Origin of the sequence: Corynebacterium sp. CCUG 61414 (assembly GCF_024453945.1) — a bacterium.
GTDB classification, from domain to species: Bacteria; Actinomycetota; Actinomycetes; order Mycobacteriales; family Mycobacteriaceae; genus Corynebacterium; species Corynebacterium pseudogenitalium.
In genome coordinates this window covers 121,379-137,935 of sequence record NZ_JAGPYU010000004.1, presented here as the reverse complement: position 1 = coordinate 137,935, position 16,557 = coordinate 121,379, and the positions used below count along the sequence as shown (strand labels likewise).

Annotated in this window: 16 protein-coding genes; 12 read left to right on the top strand and 4 right to left on the bottom strand. The window is 61.8% G+C overall.

Features of this window, described 5'->3' with window-relative positions:
- Position 1 precedes the first annotated feature (1 nt).
- The 3 genes from KBX14_RS05295 to KBX14_RS05285 are packed head-to-tail and all read left to right on the top strand — an operon-like array spanning position 2 to position 2,786.
- A complete protein-coding gene (locus tag KBX14_RS05295; RefSeq protein WP_070975646.1) occupies positions 2-1,024 on the top strand; it encodes an iron ABC transporter permease in 1,023 nt (340 codons plus the stop codon).
- Positions 1,024-2,019 carry an iron chelate uptake ABC transporter family permease subunit gene (locus tag KBX14_RS05290; protein WP_256041993.1) on the top strand — a complete coding sequence of 332 codons (996 nt, stop codon included), beginning with the start codon at positions 1,024-1,026 and terminating at the stop codon, positions 2,017-2,019. Before KBX14_RS05295 ends, KBX14_RS05290 begins: the two co-directional genes overlap by 1 nt.
- Positions 2,016-2,786, top strand: a complete 771-nt coding sequence (locus KBX14_RS05285) for an ABC transporter ATP-binding protein (protein ID WP_070361767.1) — start codon at positions 2,016-2,018, stop codon at positions 2,784-2,786. Before KBX14_RS05290 ends, KBX14_RS05285 begins: the two co-directional genes overlap by 4 nt.
- A 9-nt stretch (positions 2,787-2,795) precedes the next feature.
- On the opposite strand, the gene KBX14_RS05280 is transcribed toward KBX14_RS05285, so the two are convergent.
- Both KBX14_RS05280 and KBX14_RS05275 read right to left on the bottom strand, forming a co-directional pair.
- The gene (locus tag KBX14_RS05280; protein WP_246814977.1) at positions 2,796-3,749 is read right to left on the bottom strand and encodes an iron-siderophore ABC transporter substrate-binding protein; all 954 of its coding nucleotides are present in this window, start codon (positions 3,747-3,749) and stop codon (positions 2,796-2,798) included.
- Positions 3,750-3,848: 99 nt separating this feature from the next.
- Positions 3,849-4,403: a CBS domain-containing protein gene (locus KBX14_RS05275; protein WP_256041992.1), complete on the bottom strand. Its 555-nt coding sequence runs from the start codon at positions 4,401-4,403 to the stop codon at positions 3,849-3,851.
- A 263-nt stretch (positions 4,404-4,666) separates the two neighbouring features.
- Here KBX14_RS05275 and KBX14_RS05270 point away from each other — a divergent pair, with 263 nt between their 5' ends.
- The gene (locus tag KBX14_RS05270; RefSeq protein WP_256041991.1) at positions 4,667-5,887 is read left to right on the top strand and encodes an ATP-binding protein; all 1,221 of its coding nucleotides are present in this window, start codon (positions 4,667-4,669) and stop codon (positions 5,885-5,887) included.
- Positions 5,888-5,989: 102 nt separating this feature from the next.
- A complete protein-coding gene (locus KBX14_RS05265) occupies positions 5,990-6,382 on the top strand; it encodes a hypothetical protein (RefSeq protein WP_256005668.1) in 393 nt (130 codons plus the stop codon).
- On the opposite strand, the gene KBX14_RS05260 is transcribed toward KBX14_RS05265, so the two are convergent.
- Entirely contained in the window at positions 6,379-6,519 is a 141-nt protein-coding gene (locus KBX14_RS05260; protein ID WP_256005667.1) for a hypothetical protein, read from the bottom strand. The genes KBX14_RS05265 and KBX14_RS05260 overlap by 4 nt on opposite strands.
- Positions 6,520-6,540: 21 nt before the next feature.
- Positions 6,541-7,056 (bottom strand): VanZ family protein, encoded by a 516-nt coding sequence (locus KBX14_RS05255; protein WP_256000765.1) that lies wholly within the window; start codon positions 7,054-7,056, stop codon positions 6,541-6,543.
- Between the two features lie 436 nt (positions 7,057-7,492).
- Between KBX14_RS05255 and KBX14_RS05250 the strand changes: the two genes are divergently transcribed.
- From KBX14_RS05250 to KBX14_RS05220, 7 genes are all read left to right on the top strand, one after another.
- A complete protein-coding gene (locus KBX14_RS05250; protein WP_256005666.1) occupies positions 7,493-9,442 on the top strand; it encodes a glycosyltransferase in 1,950 nt (649 codons plus the stop codon).
- A complete protein-coding gene (locus tag KBX14_RS05245) occupies positions 9,429-9,932 on the top strand; it encodes a phosphatase PAP2 family protein (protein ID WP_256005665.1) in 504 nt (167 codons plus the stop codon). The genes KBX14_RS05250 and KBX14_RS05245 overlap by 14 nt, the downstream gene beginning before the upstream one ends.
- Positions 9,929-10,915, top strand: a complete 987-nt coding sequence (locus KBX14_RS05240) for a decaprenyl-phosphate phosphoribosyltransferase (protein WP_256005663.1) — start codon at positions 9,929-9,931, stop codon at positions 10,913-10,915. The genes KBX14_RS05245 and KBX14_RS05240 overlap by 4 nt, the downstream gene beginning before the upstream one ends.
- A 13-nt stretch (positions 10,916-10,928) precedes the next feature.
- Complete coding sequence (locus KBX14_RS05235) at positions 10,929-12,737, top strand: hypothetical protein (protein WP_256041990.1); 1,809 nt, start codon at positions 10,929-10,931, stop codon at positions 12,735-12,737.
- Between the two features lie 27 nt (positions 12,738-12,764).
- The gene (locus tag KBX14_RS05230; RefSeq protein ID WP_070361775.1) at positions 12,765-13,766 is read left to right on the top strand and encodes an alpha/beta hydrolase family protein; all 1,002 of its coding nucleotides are present in this window, start codon (positions 12,765-12,767) and stop codon (positions 13,764-13,766) included.
- Between the two features lie 370 nt (positions 13,767-14,136).
- Positions 14,137-16,080: an alpha/beta hydrolase-fold protein gene (locus KBX14_RS05225; RefSeq protein WP_256041989.1), complete on the top strand. Its 1,944-nt coding sequence runs from the start codon at positions 14,137-14,139 to the stop codon at positions 16,078-16,080.
- A 9-nt stretch (positions 16,081-16,089) separates the two neighbouring features.
- Complete coding sequence (locus tag KBX14_RS05220) at positions 16,090-16,557, top strand: DUF732 domain-containing protein (protein WP_070975638.1); 468 nt, start codon at positions 16,090-16,092, stop codon at positions 16,555-16,557.

Below are 16,557 nucleotides of genomic sequence, written 5' to 3'. Positions count from 1 at the left end.
AGTGGATAAACGTGTAGGGCTTGTCGCTTTCCTTGCGGCTTCCACCGTGTGCGCGGCATTAGTGTCTCTTCTGTTCGGGGCGCGTGAAATGGGTTTCGGGGCAACGTTGGGCGCGGTTCGCGACGGAATTGTGTTGGCATTCTCGGGAGGAGCCGAAAGGCTTGAGGCCTCCAGCGACGAGGCGAAGATCATTGCACAGCTTCGGGTTCCGCGCACCCTGCTCGGCCTGTTGGTGGGGGCAGCGTTGGGCACAGCGGGGGCGTTGCTGCAGGGGCACACTCGAAACCCGCTCGCGGACACAAACTTGCTGGGTGTAGGCCCTGGTGCGGCGCTTGCGGTGGCTGCAGCCATTTCCTTTCATGGCTCAATGACGGTGTTGGGCACTGTTGGGGTGGGATTCCTCGGCGCAATACTTGCGGTGGCGCTCGTGTTCACACTCAGTATGAGGAGCCTGGGATCGAGCCCGATCATGGTTGTGCTCGGTGGTTCTGCGCTGGGCGCGGTTTGTAGTGCGCTCACCAGTGGCATCGTGCTGACCAATACACAAAGCCTCAACGAGATGCGGTTTTGGACGGCGGGCGCTATCGCTGGGCGCGACATGCAGGTGGTCGCGGTGCTTGCCCCGGTGATTCTCCTCGGACTAGTGGGGGCCTTCGCCATGGCAAACAGGGTGAACCTCCTGAACTTGGGAGACGATGTGGCAAGCGCACTTGGCGTGAGCGTCCCCCTCTCGCGGGCCGTGGGCATCGTCCTGGTTGCATTGCTCACGGGTGCCGCGGTGGCTGGGGCGGGCCCAATCGGGTTCGTCGGTCTGGTTGTTCCACACCTTGTGCGCGCCTTCACGGGGCCCGATTACCGCTGGGTACTACCGTGTTCCGCGTTGGCTGGGGCCACGTTGCTTTTGCTTGCCGACGTTATCGGCCGCGTCATCGCCAGGCCCGGCGAATTGCAGGTGGGCATCACGCTCGCCTTCGTTGGTGCCCCATTCGCCCTGTACCTCTTGCGCAAAGGGGCGAAACTGTGATGCGGGTTTTCGTGACGAATGGTGTCCTTGCGGTGTTGGCTCTCGCCGCGGCCCTTAGCGGCGTTATAGTCGGGGACTTCGGGCTTACGGTGCGGGATGTCGCTTCTGCGCTCATGGGCCAATCCACAGAATTGGCTCGTACGGTGATTGTTCAGTGGCGTCTGCCGCGGGTGGTAACTGCTTTGGGAGTAGGAGCTGCGCTTGGTTTTGCGGGGGCGATCTTCCAGACCATCACGAGGAATCCATTGGCGAGCCCAGACATCTTGGGCGTCACTTCGGGTGCCTCCGCTTTCGCATTGACTGCGTTACTTGCTGGTGGAAGCTCCGGAATGCTGCTGCATCTTCTGGGGGTCCCGCTCAGTGCGTTCCTCGGTGGATTAGCAGTGTCTGCGGCAATCTGGTGGCTGAGCCGTGGCGCGGGTCTCGGGTCTTTCCAGCTTGTCTTCGCCGGGATCATTATCAATGCACTGGCGATGGCATATACCTCGTTCCTGCTCGTTCGCGCCGACTATCGTGACGTGGGCAAGGCGCAGGCGTGGGTGACCGGCTCGGTGGGTTCTGCTAGCTGGCGCGATGCACTCGCCGTACTTATTGCGCTGGCAGTCGTCGTTCCGTTCTTGCGGTGGGCAGCCTTCAATCTGCAGGCGCTCTCGCTCGGGGAGGATACGGCTGCTGGCCTCGGGGTGGAGCCCCGGCATATGCAACTCATCCTCATGCTCATGGCTGTAGTGCTGGCATCGGTGGCCGTCGCGGCGTCTGGTCCGATAGCTTTTGTGGCGTTTGTTGCGCCACAGATTGGACGCAAGATCACACAAGCAGCAACGCCACCTTTAGGAACAGCGATGCTCGCTGGCGCGGCGATTGTGTCTGGCGCAGACTTAGCAGTGCGCACCCTGGTGCCGGGGAACTTGCCGGTGGGCATAGCTACAACTGCGATTGGTGGCGCAGCACTGCTCTACACACTGCTACGCGCAACACGAAAGGTGTCCGTATGATGCTTCAGGTTCGAAATCTCAAGGTGAGTTATGGGGCTTCCGTCATCGTTGACGGCATTGATCTCGACGTGCCCCAAGGCGGTGTCACCACAATCATCGGCCCCAACGGTTGCGGCAAGTCTACGCTGTTGCGAGCTACAGCAGGGCTTATTGCGCGCGATGGCGGCACGGTAATGCTGAACGGCGTAGACACGTCGAAAATGAAGCGCCGAGAGATTGCGCGTCAGCTAGCAGTATTGCCACAGACGCCTGTCGCCCCCGAGGGACTGACGGTTCGTGACTTGGTCAGCCGCGGACGCCACCCGCATCAGTCTTGGCTACGACAGGCTTCTGCTGAGGATGCGCGTGCGGTTGATGCGGTGATGGAACTGACCAATATTGCAGAGTTTGCAGATCGTCCACTCGAACGGCTTTCTGGCGGACAGCGCCAGCGTGCCTGGATCGCGATGGTCTTGGCGCAGGACACTCCGCTCGTGTTTTTGGACGAGCCGACGACATACCTCGACCTGTCTCACTCCGTCGAGGTCTTGTCGCTCGTACGTCGACTCGCTGATCAAGAGGGGCGAACCGTGCTCATGGTGTTGCATGATTTGAACCTCGCAGCACGCTACTCGGATCAACTTATCGTGATGCAGCGTGGCGAGGTTCGTGCGGTCGGTGCGCCTGCCGAGGTGGTCACGGAGACTTTGCTGAACAGCGTTTTTGATCTGCCTGCTGTCGTGGCAACCGACCCGGTAAATGGGGGCCCACTGGTTGTCCCCCGGTAAGCACCACTTCTAGAGCGACTTTTTGATTTGCTCGATTGCGTACGGGATGGTGAGGGGGTTCGGCATGCTCATTGCATTGGCGGTATCGGTGTCTAGCCAGTAGACCCCGCCACGCTTGTTGACATCAAGGTCCATGAAATTCTCGTCGTTCTTCAGCGCATCGATTGCGCCGTAGTAGTCCAGCACGAAGAGGTAGTCCACGTCGTTGAAGTCGACGTAGTTTTCAGGCGACCAGTCGAGGAAGAAGCTGGAGCCATCGCCGTTGAACTTCTCTGGGATCTTGAAACCAAGCTTTTCAATGAAGGAGCCGCGGCCGTCGCCCGAGGTGTATACGCCAAACTTTCCGTCGTAAGGCATGCCGATTACCGCTGTTTTGCCTTGCAACTCAGGGTGAGCTTCGCGGAAATCTTGGAAAGCCTGCTCGGAATCGGCGATGAGTTTTTCGCCTTCGGCTTCCTTATTCAACGCCTTGGAGATTTCCTTAATCTGCTCATCCCACGGCACTTGCCAATCTTCGTATGCATCCGAGTGGAAGGTAGTTGGCGCAATTTGCTCGAGCAGCGCCTTCTTGTCAGCTTCGAGACCACTGTTCACCGCAATGATCTTTGTCGGGTTGAGCGAGGCAACTCTTTCGGCAGTGTCGGTGCTGAACTCGGTGGTCGTATCCCGGATCGGGTTTGGGTCGACTGTGAGTTTGTCCTTGGCCCATGGTCCAAGTCCGGAAGGGTCTCCCGAACCTTCCTGTTGCCAGGTGGCGTAACCGACCGGTTGTTCACCGAGCGCAAGGACCGTATCGACGTCGCCGAGACCCATTGTCACAATGCGCTCCTCTGACCCGTTGGCATTGGAGGTTTCGGGAGCGGTTGTCGAATCGCTTGATCCGGTGGAGCAGCTGGCAAGCATGAGCGCCGCAGTGAACGTGGCTGCGATCCCCTTCAGGGCGCGAGGGGTAAAGAGTGTCAAGGTTGCACCTTTCGTAGGTGGTTAAAGAATTTCGCGTTAGGTCTCCCTGACCTAACGTGACCACTCTAAGGTATGCCTTGCCTAATGGGCAATCCTTGTCTAGGCGCTCGGGACCGGGTCGACGAACGTCGATACGAGGTAGCGGTTGATGTCGGAGCGGTTGATGATGCCCACGACGGTGTCGTCATCCGCCACAACCAGCGCCTTCTTTAGGTGTTTATCGGCGAGGACGGAGGAGATGTGCCCGAGGTCGTTGTTGACGTTCACCGTGATGACGGACTTGGTCGCGATGGAGACGATTGGCCGGTCGAGGACTACGGCGACGTCGGTACCGAACTCCGTCGAGTCGTTGTGCGCGAGCAGCGCATACGGTGTGGTGAGCGCCGGGACGGAGTCGCCGATGACGTCGAGCACGTCGCCGTCGGAGACGAAGCCCGTGGTGGGCGTCATGACGGCCGCGCCCAGCATGTATGCCGTGGCGAGCCACTGGACAGTCGAGACGCCAATGTTGAAGTCGGCCATGATGTTGGTGAAGCCGACGTTGAGGAACGTTTCATTAAACGTAGCGATAAACGCAGCAAGCGCCGCCGCAAACATAATGGACAGCGGCCGATTTTCTGCAGTCTGAGCTGCCGAGGATGGAGACGTAGCCATGAAGCCTCTCTCAGTCGAGCGGATAGGAATGGCTTCGGTGGCGTTAGCGGATTTACGCGCGGCTATCCCGGCAGCGGGACCGCACAACGTGTCTCGTATTCCAGGCCAGGGGCAAGGCTGTAGCAGATTTTCGGTTTTGGTAGGAGTGGATTTCAAAGTGGCGAGTAAAGCCATTCCAAACTGCCGAGTAAAAGTATTTCAAAATGACGAGTGAAACCATTTCAAAGTGCGGAATAGGCAGTTCATGGCTATGATTTATCCTCATGGTGGATTCGTATATTGCCCGCATTGCGGACGCTCAATTAGAGGCAGCGCTTCGGCGGCAAGGTGGGGTGCTCATCCAGGGACCAAAAGGCTGCGGGAAAACAGAGACGGCAAGCCGACAAGCGGGAAGCATTTTGAATGTTGAAACCGATCCCAGCGTCCCATTGGCGATGGCTACCGATCCACGGTTGCTGCTCGATGGGGAGGCACCTCGCCTTGTCGACGAGTGGCAACTGCATCCTCGCCTGTGGGATTTTGCGCGACACGAAATTGATCGACGCAAAGCGAAAGGGCAGTTCATTTTCACAGGCTCGACAGCGCCTGGGGTGAACGCGACTCGCCACTCCGGGGCAGGTAGATTTGCGCGATTGACGATGTCGACCATGACGCTATTTGAATCGGGCGAATCGGATGGCTCAGTATCTTTGCGGGATGTCGTTGCTGGCAAGTCTCCTGCTTTTGCAACTCCGCCGCTCGTATTTGCGGATCTAGCGAATCGGATGTGTCGTGGTGGCCTGCCCTACAACGTGGATCTTTCTTTGGAAGATGCCATTCAAAACGTCCGCGACTACATGCAAACAGTCGCGGACGTAGACATTCACACGGTTGGGGATGTGACTCGCGACTCGGAACGGGTTCGTAGAGTTTTGCGCTCTATTGCAAGAGCCGTGGGGACAGAGCTTGGCCTACAGACGATTGCAACCGACGTCGAAGTGAGTCGCGATACGGCGCGTGACTACCTTGACGCGCTTTCTCGGATTTTCGTCTCCGTGGATCAACCAGCCTGGTCGACTCACCTGAGGACAAAAGCAACGTTGCGAAAGTCTCCCAAGCGTCACCTCGCTGACCCTTCGTTCGCCATGGCTGTCCTTGAGCGAGGCCCACATCATCTGATGCAGGATGCCCGCTATTTTGGGCAACTGTTTGAGTCGCTCGTTGTGCACGAATTACGCGCTTTGACTGGCAAGACGGTGTACCACGCAAGGCTGAATACAAAGCTCGAAGTGGATGCTGTAGTCAGCTTTGACGATGTTGATTTACTCGTCGAAGTGAAGCTTGGCTATACGCCAGAGATTCTTGACCACGCCGCAGATACGCTTAAACGGTTTGCGGATCAGCTTGAACAGGAAACAGTTTTGCTCATCGTGACCTCAGGGGGTCCGGTCCACAGGCGTGCGGACGGTGTGATTGTTGCGCCGATTGGGGCGTTGGGTCCGTAGCGGAGGGATTGACGTGCTGTTCCGCGGGTGGTGGTCACTGAAAAAGTTGGGCGGGGAACTTTTTCAAAAGGATAGGAGGGGAAACCTCTGTACCATGTGCACATGGAACCTCGAAGCATTCTCCGGACCTACGCGACGGCGATGGTTGTGTGCCTCGCGCTGGCGATCGGTACGCAGATCCTGCTCGGTAGCTCCGTGGAATTCATGACTATGACCATGGTGTGCGGCATCGTGGAGGCATCGACGGCGCTGCTTGCGCTGGGCGGCGCGGTCTGGTTCACGCAAGCTGCGTGGGGGCGCGGCTACAGAAGGGCAGTTGTGACGGCGTGGGTAGCCGCGGTGTGCCTGGTGGTCGGGTGGGGGTCGATGGCGGTGGCGCGGTGGGAAGAGTATCGGGCGGAGATGTCCCTGCCGATCATCAACCTCTTTATGTTCCTCATTCCCATCGGCCTGGTGGTGTTGTTGAGCGCGGTCCAGCTGGTGCGGCGGCGCTAGCGCTGCGCACCTTTAATAAGGAACACCACGCCCACGATCGCGCTGGCGGCCGCGATGATGGCGCCTGTCGAGCCTGAGATGAACATGGCCGCGAATGCGGAGAGCAAAATTCCTGCCCCGCCAATTAAGAAATCCATAGGTTGCAAGGCTAGTGCATGTCAGTAGACTTCGGTGACCTTGGAGGGGTCGCCGAGGCGCTCGCCGACGAACACGAGGCCGAGGAAGCAGAGTGGTACGACGTAGCCGAGCACGATCCAGAAGGTGTGCAGGCGCGGGCCGCATGCGCGCGCGATGCCGACGCCCACCAGGGTGCCCACGGTGTTCATGAGGAGGTCGTCGATATCTGAGTAGCCGAGCGAGAAGATGTATTGTCCCGTTTCGACGGCCAGGCTCAGCCCGAACCCGAACAGCACGGCCCAGCGGGCGTCGCGGAAGGCAACGTATGCGAGCACGCCGATGGGGATGAAGAAGGCGATGTTGCCGCCGTAGCCGAAGAGGGGCGCGAACCAGGATTGGGCGTCGTGAAGCTCGGCGAGGGGCTGTAGCGAGAGTCCGCGGCGGCGTTGGTTGGCTGGGTCCCAGAGGTAGCCGATGCGGAAGAACGCTTTACACATTGTTAACGCAATGACGACGCAGCAGTAGGCTGCGAGGGCTCCGAGGGCTTTGCGGTTCATGGTTGCAACCTAGCACAGTTTCACACCAGTCACAGGGGTAACGGTGGGGGCGTCGAAAAGTCGCTCTGAACTGCGTAAACGGAAAAGCGAGATAGTGGGTGAAAATAAATGCTTGACTTTCACCCACTAATTCTTTAAAGTAAACAGCAAGTTAACAAACGGGCAACAAAGTAAATGAAAACCGAAGGGAGAGTGTCATGAAGTTCCTCAAATACTTGCTCACGTACGATACGCGCACGATCCTTGAGGCGATCGACCGCGCATCGAACTAACAACTAACACAGAGCGAACGCGAACTGGCGGGCACCGACAAGGGGGTTGGTGCCCGCCAGATTTTTCATGTGCACCCACATATGAGAGCGCCGAACATGCACCGGCGCCCGCGAACGCACTACGCTTAGGACGAAACTCTAACTAGGCACCGAAAGTGAGACCTGTGGAAACCACGACTGCAGTAGAAGTCCTTCAGCGAGTGCTGATGCCGAAGAAGGGCGAACCGCACGACGTCCGCATGCTGTACCTCATCGAGGCAGAGCAGAACAAGCAGCGCCTGACGTGGGCGGACCGGACGAGCGTATCCATCCCCGCCGGGGAGGAAGTTTCCTTCGAGACGTACTTCAATGCGTTCCCGGCATCCTATTGGCGGCGCTGGTCGCAGTTGGAAAACGTTGTGCTGGCGATGGAGGTTGAGGGGCAGGCGACTGTCTCCATTTACCGCTCGAAGCACGACGGTAAGCGCATCGCTGTGCAAAACGCTGAGGCCAGCGACGGCGTGCTGGAGGTAGTGCTGCCGCTGCGCAACTTCGAGGACGGCGGCTGGCTGTGGTTCGACGTCACGGCGGAAACGGACACGACGATCCGCAACGCGGGTTGGTTCTCCGACAAGGAGCCGGAGGCCCAGACGATGCCGGACGGCACGACCACCGGCCCGGAGCCGAAGCAGGTCGCGGTGGGTATCCCGACGTTCAATAGGCCTCGCGACGCCGTCAACGCCCTGCACGCGCTGGCAGAGGACCCGTTCGTGCTCGAATCGATCTCCGATGTGCTGATGCCCGACCAGGGCGACCAGCACCCGTCGGACCTGCCGGACTTCAAGGAGGCGGAGAAGAACCTGCAGGGTAAGCTGCAGATCTTCCGCCAGGGCAACCTGGGCGGCTCGGGCGGCTACGGCCGCATCATGTACGAGGCGCTGCGCACCACGGACGCCCCATACATCCTCTATATGGACGACGATATCGCGATCGAGCCGGATTCGATCCTGCGCGCGGTGCAGGCCGCCCGCTACGCGAAGGCCCCCATCCTGGTCGGCGGACAGATGCTGAACCTGCAGGACCGGTCGCAGCTGCGGACGACGGGAGAGGCCGTCGATAAGGATGTGTTCATGTTCCGCGCCGCGGAGCACGCGGTGTACGACCATGACTTTGCCAAGTACCCGCTGGGCTACCTCGGCACTGAGGAAGAAGAGCTGGACCCTCGCAAGACGACGTCGCGTGCCCTGCACCGCCGCGTCGATGTGGACTACAACGGCTGGTGGATGAACCTCTTCCCACGCGTCGTCGCGGAGAAGCTCGGCCTTCCGATGCCGCTGTTCATCAAGTGGGACGACAACGAGTACGCCCTGCGCGCCAAGCAGGCCGGCTTCCCCACGGTCACCTGGCCGGGCGTCGCAATCTGGCACATGGCCTGGGCCGATAAGGACGACGCCATCGATTGGCAGGCGTACTTCCACATGCGTAACCGCCTCATCGTCGCCTCCCTGTACGGCCCGGATTCCCCGGACGCGATGCTGAAGAACATGCTGAAGTCCACCTACAAGCACATCATGTGCATGGAGTACTCCACCATGGCCATCCAGCTGGAGGCCATGAAGGACTTCCTCGCAGGCCCGGACCAGCTGTTCGACATCCTCGAGACCTCGCTGCCGCGCATCCAGAAGATCCGCGCAAACTACGACGACGCCAAGGTCGTCGCCTCCGCAACGGAGCTGCCAGCGCCGACGGGCGCGCCGGGCGTACCCACCAAGAACATCGGCGGGCGCCTGGCCAAGCTGAAGAAGATCCCGTGGGCAGTCAAGGCGTTGCGCCACCAGTTCACCCAGGAGAACCAGGAGCACTGGCAGGCGCCGCAGCTGAACCTCACCGCGGAGGAGGCCCGCTGGTTCACGCTGGCCCGCCTCGACTCGGCGACGGTGGCCACGGCAGGTGGCACGGGTGTGGCGTTCCGCAAGCGCAACAAGGCGCTTGCCGACGACCTGCTGCGCGACACCAAGGCGCTACAGGAAGAAATCAAGGAGCGCTGGCAGGAACTGCGCCAGCAGTACCAGAGCGCGAAACCGGCGCTGACTAGCGCAGAGAACTGGGGGAAGGTGTTCGATGAGCAAGCGTGAGGCTGATATCCTCGTCGCGATCCAGAACGCGGCGTACTCCCCGGCAGCCGTCAAGGCGGCCAGGGGCCTGAGCCACTTCGGCGAGCACGACCTTGGCTGGTTGGCCGTCGCGGGGCTCGGGGCGGGCGTCGACAAGAAGAGGCGTTCGAAGTGGCTGGCGCTGGGCGTGGGCACCTTCGTGGCGCACGCGGCGAGCGTCGTCATCAAGCGGATTGTGCGGCGCCCAAGGCCGCATGACCCCCGCGTGAACATTGGCGTGGCCACCCCCTCCAAGCTCTCGTTCCCGAGCTCGCATGCGACGAACACGGGCGCGGCCGCGGTGCACCTGATGGACATCACGGGCAAGAAGTGGCCGCTGCTGCTCGTGCCCGTGATGATGTTCTCCCGCAACCTCCTTGGCGTCCACTACCCGACGGATACTATTGTCGGTGCTTTGCTCGGCGCCGGGTGCGCCAAAGCGACGATCAAGGTGGAAAGGCAGCTGAAGTGAGCAACACGCAACCGCACGAACCCTTTTTGAAGCCAGAGCCCCACACCGAGGGCGTCGACTACCAGCAGGTACGCGTCCCGCCCAAGAACCTTCCCGACGCCATGGTGAAGGGCCTTCGCCCGAAGCAGTGGGTGAAGAACGTCCTGGTGCTGGCGGCTCCGCTGGCCGCTGGGACGGAGGCGTGGACCTCGCGCACCGCGCTGGACGTGCTGCTGGCGTTCGTGGTGTTCTGCTTCGGCGCCTCCTCGATCTACCTTGTCAACGATGCCCGCGACGTGGAGAGCGACCGCGAGCACCCGACGAAGCGCTTCCGCCCGATCGCCTCGGGCATGCTGCCGATCAACCTGGCCTACGCGATGGCGGTGGTGCTCATCGTCGCAGCGCTTGGCCTCTCTTTCTTAGCGACGGACGGCTTCGCCCTCGCCCTCGTGATTGGCATCTATATTGCGCTGCAGCTCGGCTACTGCTTCGGCTGGAAGCACATCCCGGTCATTGATATCGCGCTGGTGTCCTCCGGGTTCATGCTGCGCACCATGGCCGGTGGCGTGGCGGCGAACATTGACCTGTCGCAGTGGTTCCTGCTGGTCGCGGCGTTCGGTTCGCTGTTCATGGCGTCGGGCAAGCGCTACGCGGAGCTGCTGCTGGCACAGGAGACGGGCGCGAAGATCCGCAAGGCTCTGGAGGGCTACACGGCCACCTACCTGCGCTTCGTGTGGACCCTGTCCGCGACCGCCGTCGTGATGAGCTACGCCCTGTGGGGCTTCCAGCTCTCCAACTCGGTCGAGGGTGCGGCCGCGGTGTGGTACCAGATTTCGATGGTGCCGTTCGTCATCGCGATCCTGCGCTACGCCGCGAAGGTTGACGGTGGTCACGGCGGCGCGCCTGACGAGATTGCCCTGGAAGACCGCGTGCTGCAGATGCTGGCCGCGGCCTGGATCCTGTGCATTGTGCTGGCAGTTTACGTGGTGCCAGCGCTGGCTTAGTAACATTGGCGCAATGAAGATCAACGCCCGGGTGACGCTGCTGCTGTCGTGCGCCATTGCGGGCGTGTTCGCATTTTGGGGCGGGTGGACCAGGCGCTGGATGTCTGACGATGGCCTCATCGTCCTGCGCACCGTGCGCAACCTGCTGGCCGGCAATGGCCCAGTCTTCAATGCCGGTGAGCGCGTGGAGGCGAACACCTCCACGCTGTGGCAGTACTTGATCACCGCGTTCGCGATGGTCAGCGACGCCCGCCTGGAAACCATCGCGATGTGGCTCGCGCTGCTGTGCACGGTCGTCGCGGCGGTGCTGGCCACCTACGCTGCGGGCAGGTTCTGGCGCGCCGCGCCGGTGGTGCCGCTGGGCATCCTGGTCTACTTCGCCCTGCCGCCCGCGCGCGACTTCGCCACCTCCGGGCTGGAGTGGGGCCTGTCCCTGCTGTGGCTGGCCGCGTGGTGGGCGCTGCTCGTCCAGTGGGCGGGTGGCACCGCACGCCGCGCCGCCCCCGTGGTCGGCTACTGGCTGGCCTTCTGGTGCGGGCTGTCGTGGCTGGTCCGCCCAGAGCTCGCGCTCTACGGCGGTCTCACCGGCCTCGTCCTGCTGGTGTACTCGCCGCGCAAGACGCTCGGCATCCTGGCGGCCGCGCTGCCCGTGCCCGCCGCGTACCAGATCTTCCGCATGGGCTACTACGGCCTGCTCACCCCGCACACCGCGGTGGCCAAGTCCGCCTCCGGCAGCGAGTGGGCCGACGGCGCCACATACGCCTGGGACTTCATCGGGCCCTACGCGCTGTACCTGCCGCTCCTGCTGGTCATCGCGGTACTCCTTATTTCTTTACGACGCCTCCTCGTCACCGGACGTCGCGCCGCCATCGTGGCGCTCGTCGTGGGGTGCGCGCTGATCCACATCCTGTACGTGCTACGCGTCGGCGGCGACTTCATGCACGGACGCATGTGGCTGCTGCCGCTCTTCGCGCTGCTGCTGCCGGTGATGGCCGCCCCACTGACGCGCCTCAACTTGGTGGTTGCGCTGGTGTTGGTGGTGTGGGCGTCGATAATTGTGGTGCGTGCCCACCCGCTCGACGAAGACATCCACAGCAGGTCGGCGAAAGAATTGGGCATCGTAGACGAGCGCGAATTCTGGACGATGGCCGTCAACCGCGAACCAGACAACCCGCCGCGCTACGCCGAAGACTTCCTGGGCTCGAAACTCATGACGAACTACACAGACGCTGTCATCGAGGCCCGCGACGCCCACGCCGCCCAAATCGCACCGGGGCTTATCAGCCGCGACCCGGAGCTCTACTCCTGGTACCCGCGCCCCCGCGTCCCCGAGGCTGACAGCGAACTGCAGGCCTACCCGTTGTCGCTTTACCTGATCAACCTCGGGATGACCAGCATGAACGCGCCGCTCGACGTGCGCGTCCTCGATACCGTCGGCCTCGCGACGCCGCTCGCGGCCCGTATGCCGCGCGACCCCGAAGGGCGCGTCGGGCACGACAAGCAGCTTGCCGCCGAATGGCAAGTTGCGGACACGGCCGTCGACCTCTCAAAGCTACCTGAGTGGATCGACCAGGACGAAGCACGCCAAGCCCGCGCCGCACTCCGTAGCCCCGAAATAGCCGAGCTGCTCGCCACCTCCCGCGAGCCAATGAGCCGCGAACGCTTCTGGAAGAACATCAAATACTCGCTGGGTAACGGCCGAACCCTCCAGCTTTCCGACGACCCCTCCACCTACCTCAGCTACCTCACAGACGACGAACAGGCACGGCTCAGCCAAGGCGAGGATTTGGGTATCCATAGCGGTACCCGTGTAGTTTGGTAGCAAACTGCTGAGAAAGGGAAACGCTGTATGAAGAACCGCCACGGACTCATGGGCCTAGTGGTAGCGCTCCTGACCGCGCTGTCGATGATCGTCGCCGCCCCCCAAGCACAAGCCGCTAACCGTGACTGGCTGCGCCCCGACTCCACCGGAACCTGCGAGTGGGACCGCGTCGGCTACTGGGTACAACGCTGCACCGTCTGGTCGCCAGCAATGGGCCGCCACATCACCGTCCAGATCCAGCCCGCTCAGCGCGGCGGAAACGCCGGCCTCTACATGCTCGACGGCCTCCGCGCCACCGAACGCACCAACGCCTGGGTCCAAGACGTCAACGCAGCACGCACCTTCGTCAACCACAACATCACCCTCGTGATGCCTGTCGGCGGCCAGTCTTCCTTCTACACCGACTGGAACGCGCCAGCCACCTACAACTTCAACAGCCCCGTCACCTACAAGTGGGACACCTTCCTGTCCAAGGAGCTGCCCGCATACCTGCAGCGCCACTTCGGCGTATCCCCGACGAACAACTCCATCCTCGGCCTGTCCATGGGTGGCACCGCCGCGATCAACCTCGCCGCGCTGCACCCGCAGCAGTTCCGCCAGGTGTTGTCCTACTCCGGCTACCTCACCACCACCATCCCCGGCGCCCAAACCGCGCTGCGCCTCGCACTTCTCGACGGCGGCCTCTACAACCTCAACGCCATGTGGGGCTCCATCTTTGATCCCCGCCGCTACGAGAACGACCCATTCCTGAACATGGGTAACCTGCGGGGCCGCGACGTCTACGTCTCCGCCGGAAGCGGCACTCCATCCGCACGCGACGACCGCTACTTGCCACAGCACAAGGCCGCCGGTATCGCGCTCGAGATGGTCGCGAACTTCACCACACGCCTGTGGAGCGCCAAGGCCACAGCCACCGGCGTCAAGCACACCGCCGTGTTCACACCTGTTGGCCTGCACAACTGGGAACAGTTCGGCCAGCAGCTCGAGTACACGAAGCCTCGCATCCTCAACGTGATGAACGCCTGGTAGTTTTTGGCCCTTGCCCCCGTCAGCCTCGCCTGGCGGGGTTCTTTTTGTCTGCGCTAAGGGCGCGAGTGCCACAGGACGCAATTCGCAAACTGGTACTTTTCGTATTTGCAGGTCAAAAAAGGGCTAGTCGAAAATGATTGCGTCTTTTGGCACCGATATCCACCCACAAACAAATATCTTGGTGGCGCAACGGCGTGTCTGGTGGCTAAACTCTCAAGGCATACTTAACCTTTAGAGTGATTTGTTAGCGCCGTCGCTGGTTGATTCCGGGGGAGGGGAACCCTCGGAGTTGGCTGTAGAGCACGCGGCGCTGGTTGTGCACACCCAAAAAATGGCAAAAGCCCAGAAGAAGAGTTGAGGCAGGAAATTCATGCGTGAGACCCGTTCCCCTATGAATCGGATGAAGAAGGCTGCGATTGTTGCGGCAGCGGTGCCGATGGTGGCGTCGTTAGTTCCGGTGTTGTCGACGTCGGCTGCGGCGCAGTCGTCGTTGCCGCTGTCGAGTAACCGTGGTGGGCTGTCGGATAATATTCGGCCGTCGGACCCGCCGAAGCGGACGCCGATTGAGGTGGATAAGAACCCGCAGATCCCGGGCCTGCCCCAGGGCGTGAGCGTGGACCGCATTGAGTGGTTGACGAACCGCCGCGTGGCTGTGTTTATTCGTTCGGCGGCGATGCCGGAGCAGTTGATGCAGGTGCAGATCCTGCTGGCGCGTGACTGGCACTCGAATCCGCAGGCGAAGTTCCCTGAGGTGTGGGCGCTGGATGGTCTGCGTGCTCGTGATGATGAGAATGGCTGGACCATCGAGACGAATATTGAGCAGTTCTACGCTGACAAGAACGTGAACGTGATCCTGCCGGTTGGTGGCGAGTCTTCGTTCTACTCGGATTGGCAGCGCCCGAACAACGGGAAGAATTACAAGTGGGAGACCTTCTTGACGAAGGAGCTCGTCCCGGTGCTGAACAACGAGTTCCGCTCGAATGATAGCCGTGCCGTGGTGGGTATCTCGATGGGTGGTACTGCCGCGATTAACCTGGTGGAGCGCAACCCGCACCTGTTCAAGTTCGTGGGTTCCTTCTCTGGTTACTTGGACACCACAACCACGGGTATGCCGACGGCGATTAAGGCCGCGCAGATGGATGCGGGCGGCTACGACTCGGAGGCGATGTGGGGCCCGGCTGGGTCGCAGGACTGGATTGACCACGACCCGAAGCTTGGCATTGAGGCGTTGAAGGACATGACGGTGTACGTGTCCTCGGGCTCGGGCCGCGATGACTTTGGTAACCCGGAGTCGGTGGCGAAGGGCGCTGCGAACCCGGCTGGTGTCGGGCTTGAGGTGATTTCTCGCTTGTCGACGCAGACCTTCGTCGATTACGCGTCGCGGACGCCGGTGAAGCCGGTTGTGAAGTTCCGTCCGTCGGGTGTGCACTCGTGGGAGTACTGGCAGTTTGAGATGACGCAGGCCTGGCCGTACATCGCGAATGCGTTGGCGTTGGCGGAGGCTGACCGTGGTTCGGACTGCAACCCGGTGGGCGCGATCGCTGAGGCGACGAAGTCTGGCGTGATCGGCAGCTGCGTGAACAACGAGTACGACGTCGCTGACGGCAAGGGCAAGGCCGAGGACTTCCGTGGTGGTACCGCGTTCTGGTCCCCGAAGACGGGTGCGTACCCGCTGTTCGGCGCGATTTTGGCGAAGTACAGCGGCCTGGGTGGCGCGTCGAGCTGGCTCGGTTTCCCGACCACCGGTGAGACTAAGACGCCGGACGGCGTCGGCCGCTTCGTCCACTTCGAGAACGGCTCGATTTACTGGACGCCGCAGACCGGCGCGTACGCCATCCCTGGCGACATGTTCAAGGCCTGGGGCGAGAACGGCTACGAGACGGGCGACCTGAAGTACCCGGTTGCTGAGGCGAACCAGGTGGGCAAGGGCTACGTGCAGAAGTTCCAGGGCGGGTTCCTGACCCGCAACCCGGACAAGAGCCACAACATTGTCCACGGCGCGATCGCCGAGAAGTACGGCGAGCTGGGCACGGCGACGAGCGCATTGGGCTACCCGAAGAGCAACGAGATCGCGATCCGCGGAGGGTTCTTCCAGCAGTTCGAGAAGGGCAACATCTACTGGTCGCCAGAGACCGGCGCACACGTGGTGCTCTATGGCGACATCTTCGAGGAGTGGGGCAAGCGCGGCTACGAGCAGGGCGCGATGGGCTGGCCGACCTCGGACATGCGCGAAATCCCTGCCGGTGGCCTGGTGATTGACTTCCAGCACGGAACGCTGGAGCAGGTCAACGGCGTGGTCCGCGAGCGGAAGTAAGGAGCGGCGATGAAGCGACTGCTGACGAGCGCAAGCCTCTGCCTCGCGTTGGGCCTGGCGGCCTGCGGTGGCACGACGGTGGAAAGCGATGACGTAACGGCGACGCAGGCCCCGCCGACGGCAACGTCGTCGGCGTCTGGCACTGCGAAGCCGACGACGTCGGGGAGCGCGGCGCCGGCGTCGAAACACTCGGGCCCGGCGGATCAGCCGGCGCGTGAGGTGACCTCGATTCCGGAGCAGGCGCCGACGTTTAGCCCGAAAGAGCAGGCGTTCCTTGACCAGCTGCAGCAAAGCGGCGTGAATGTGAAGGGCGTCGAGGATCAGTTGACGGCGACGGGCGCGACGGTGTGCAATGGTGACTCCGTGACGCGCGATGCGGTTGCGGGGCAGCTGGTAGAGCAGCGCCGCACCGATTTGGATGCGAATGCCGTGGCGGCGCTGATTGGTGAAACCGCGCAGTCCAAGCTGTGCAAGTAA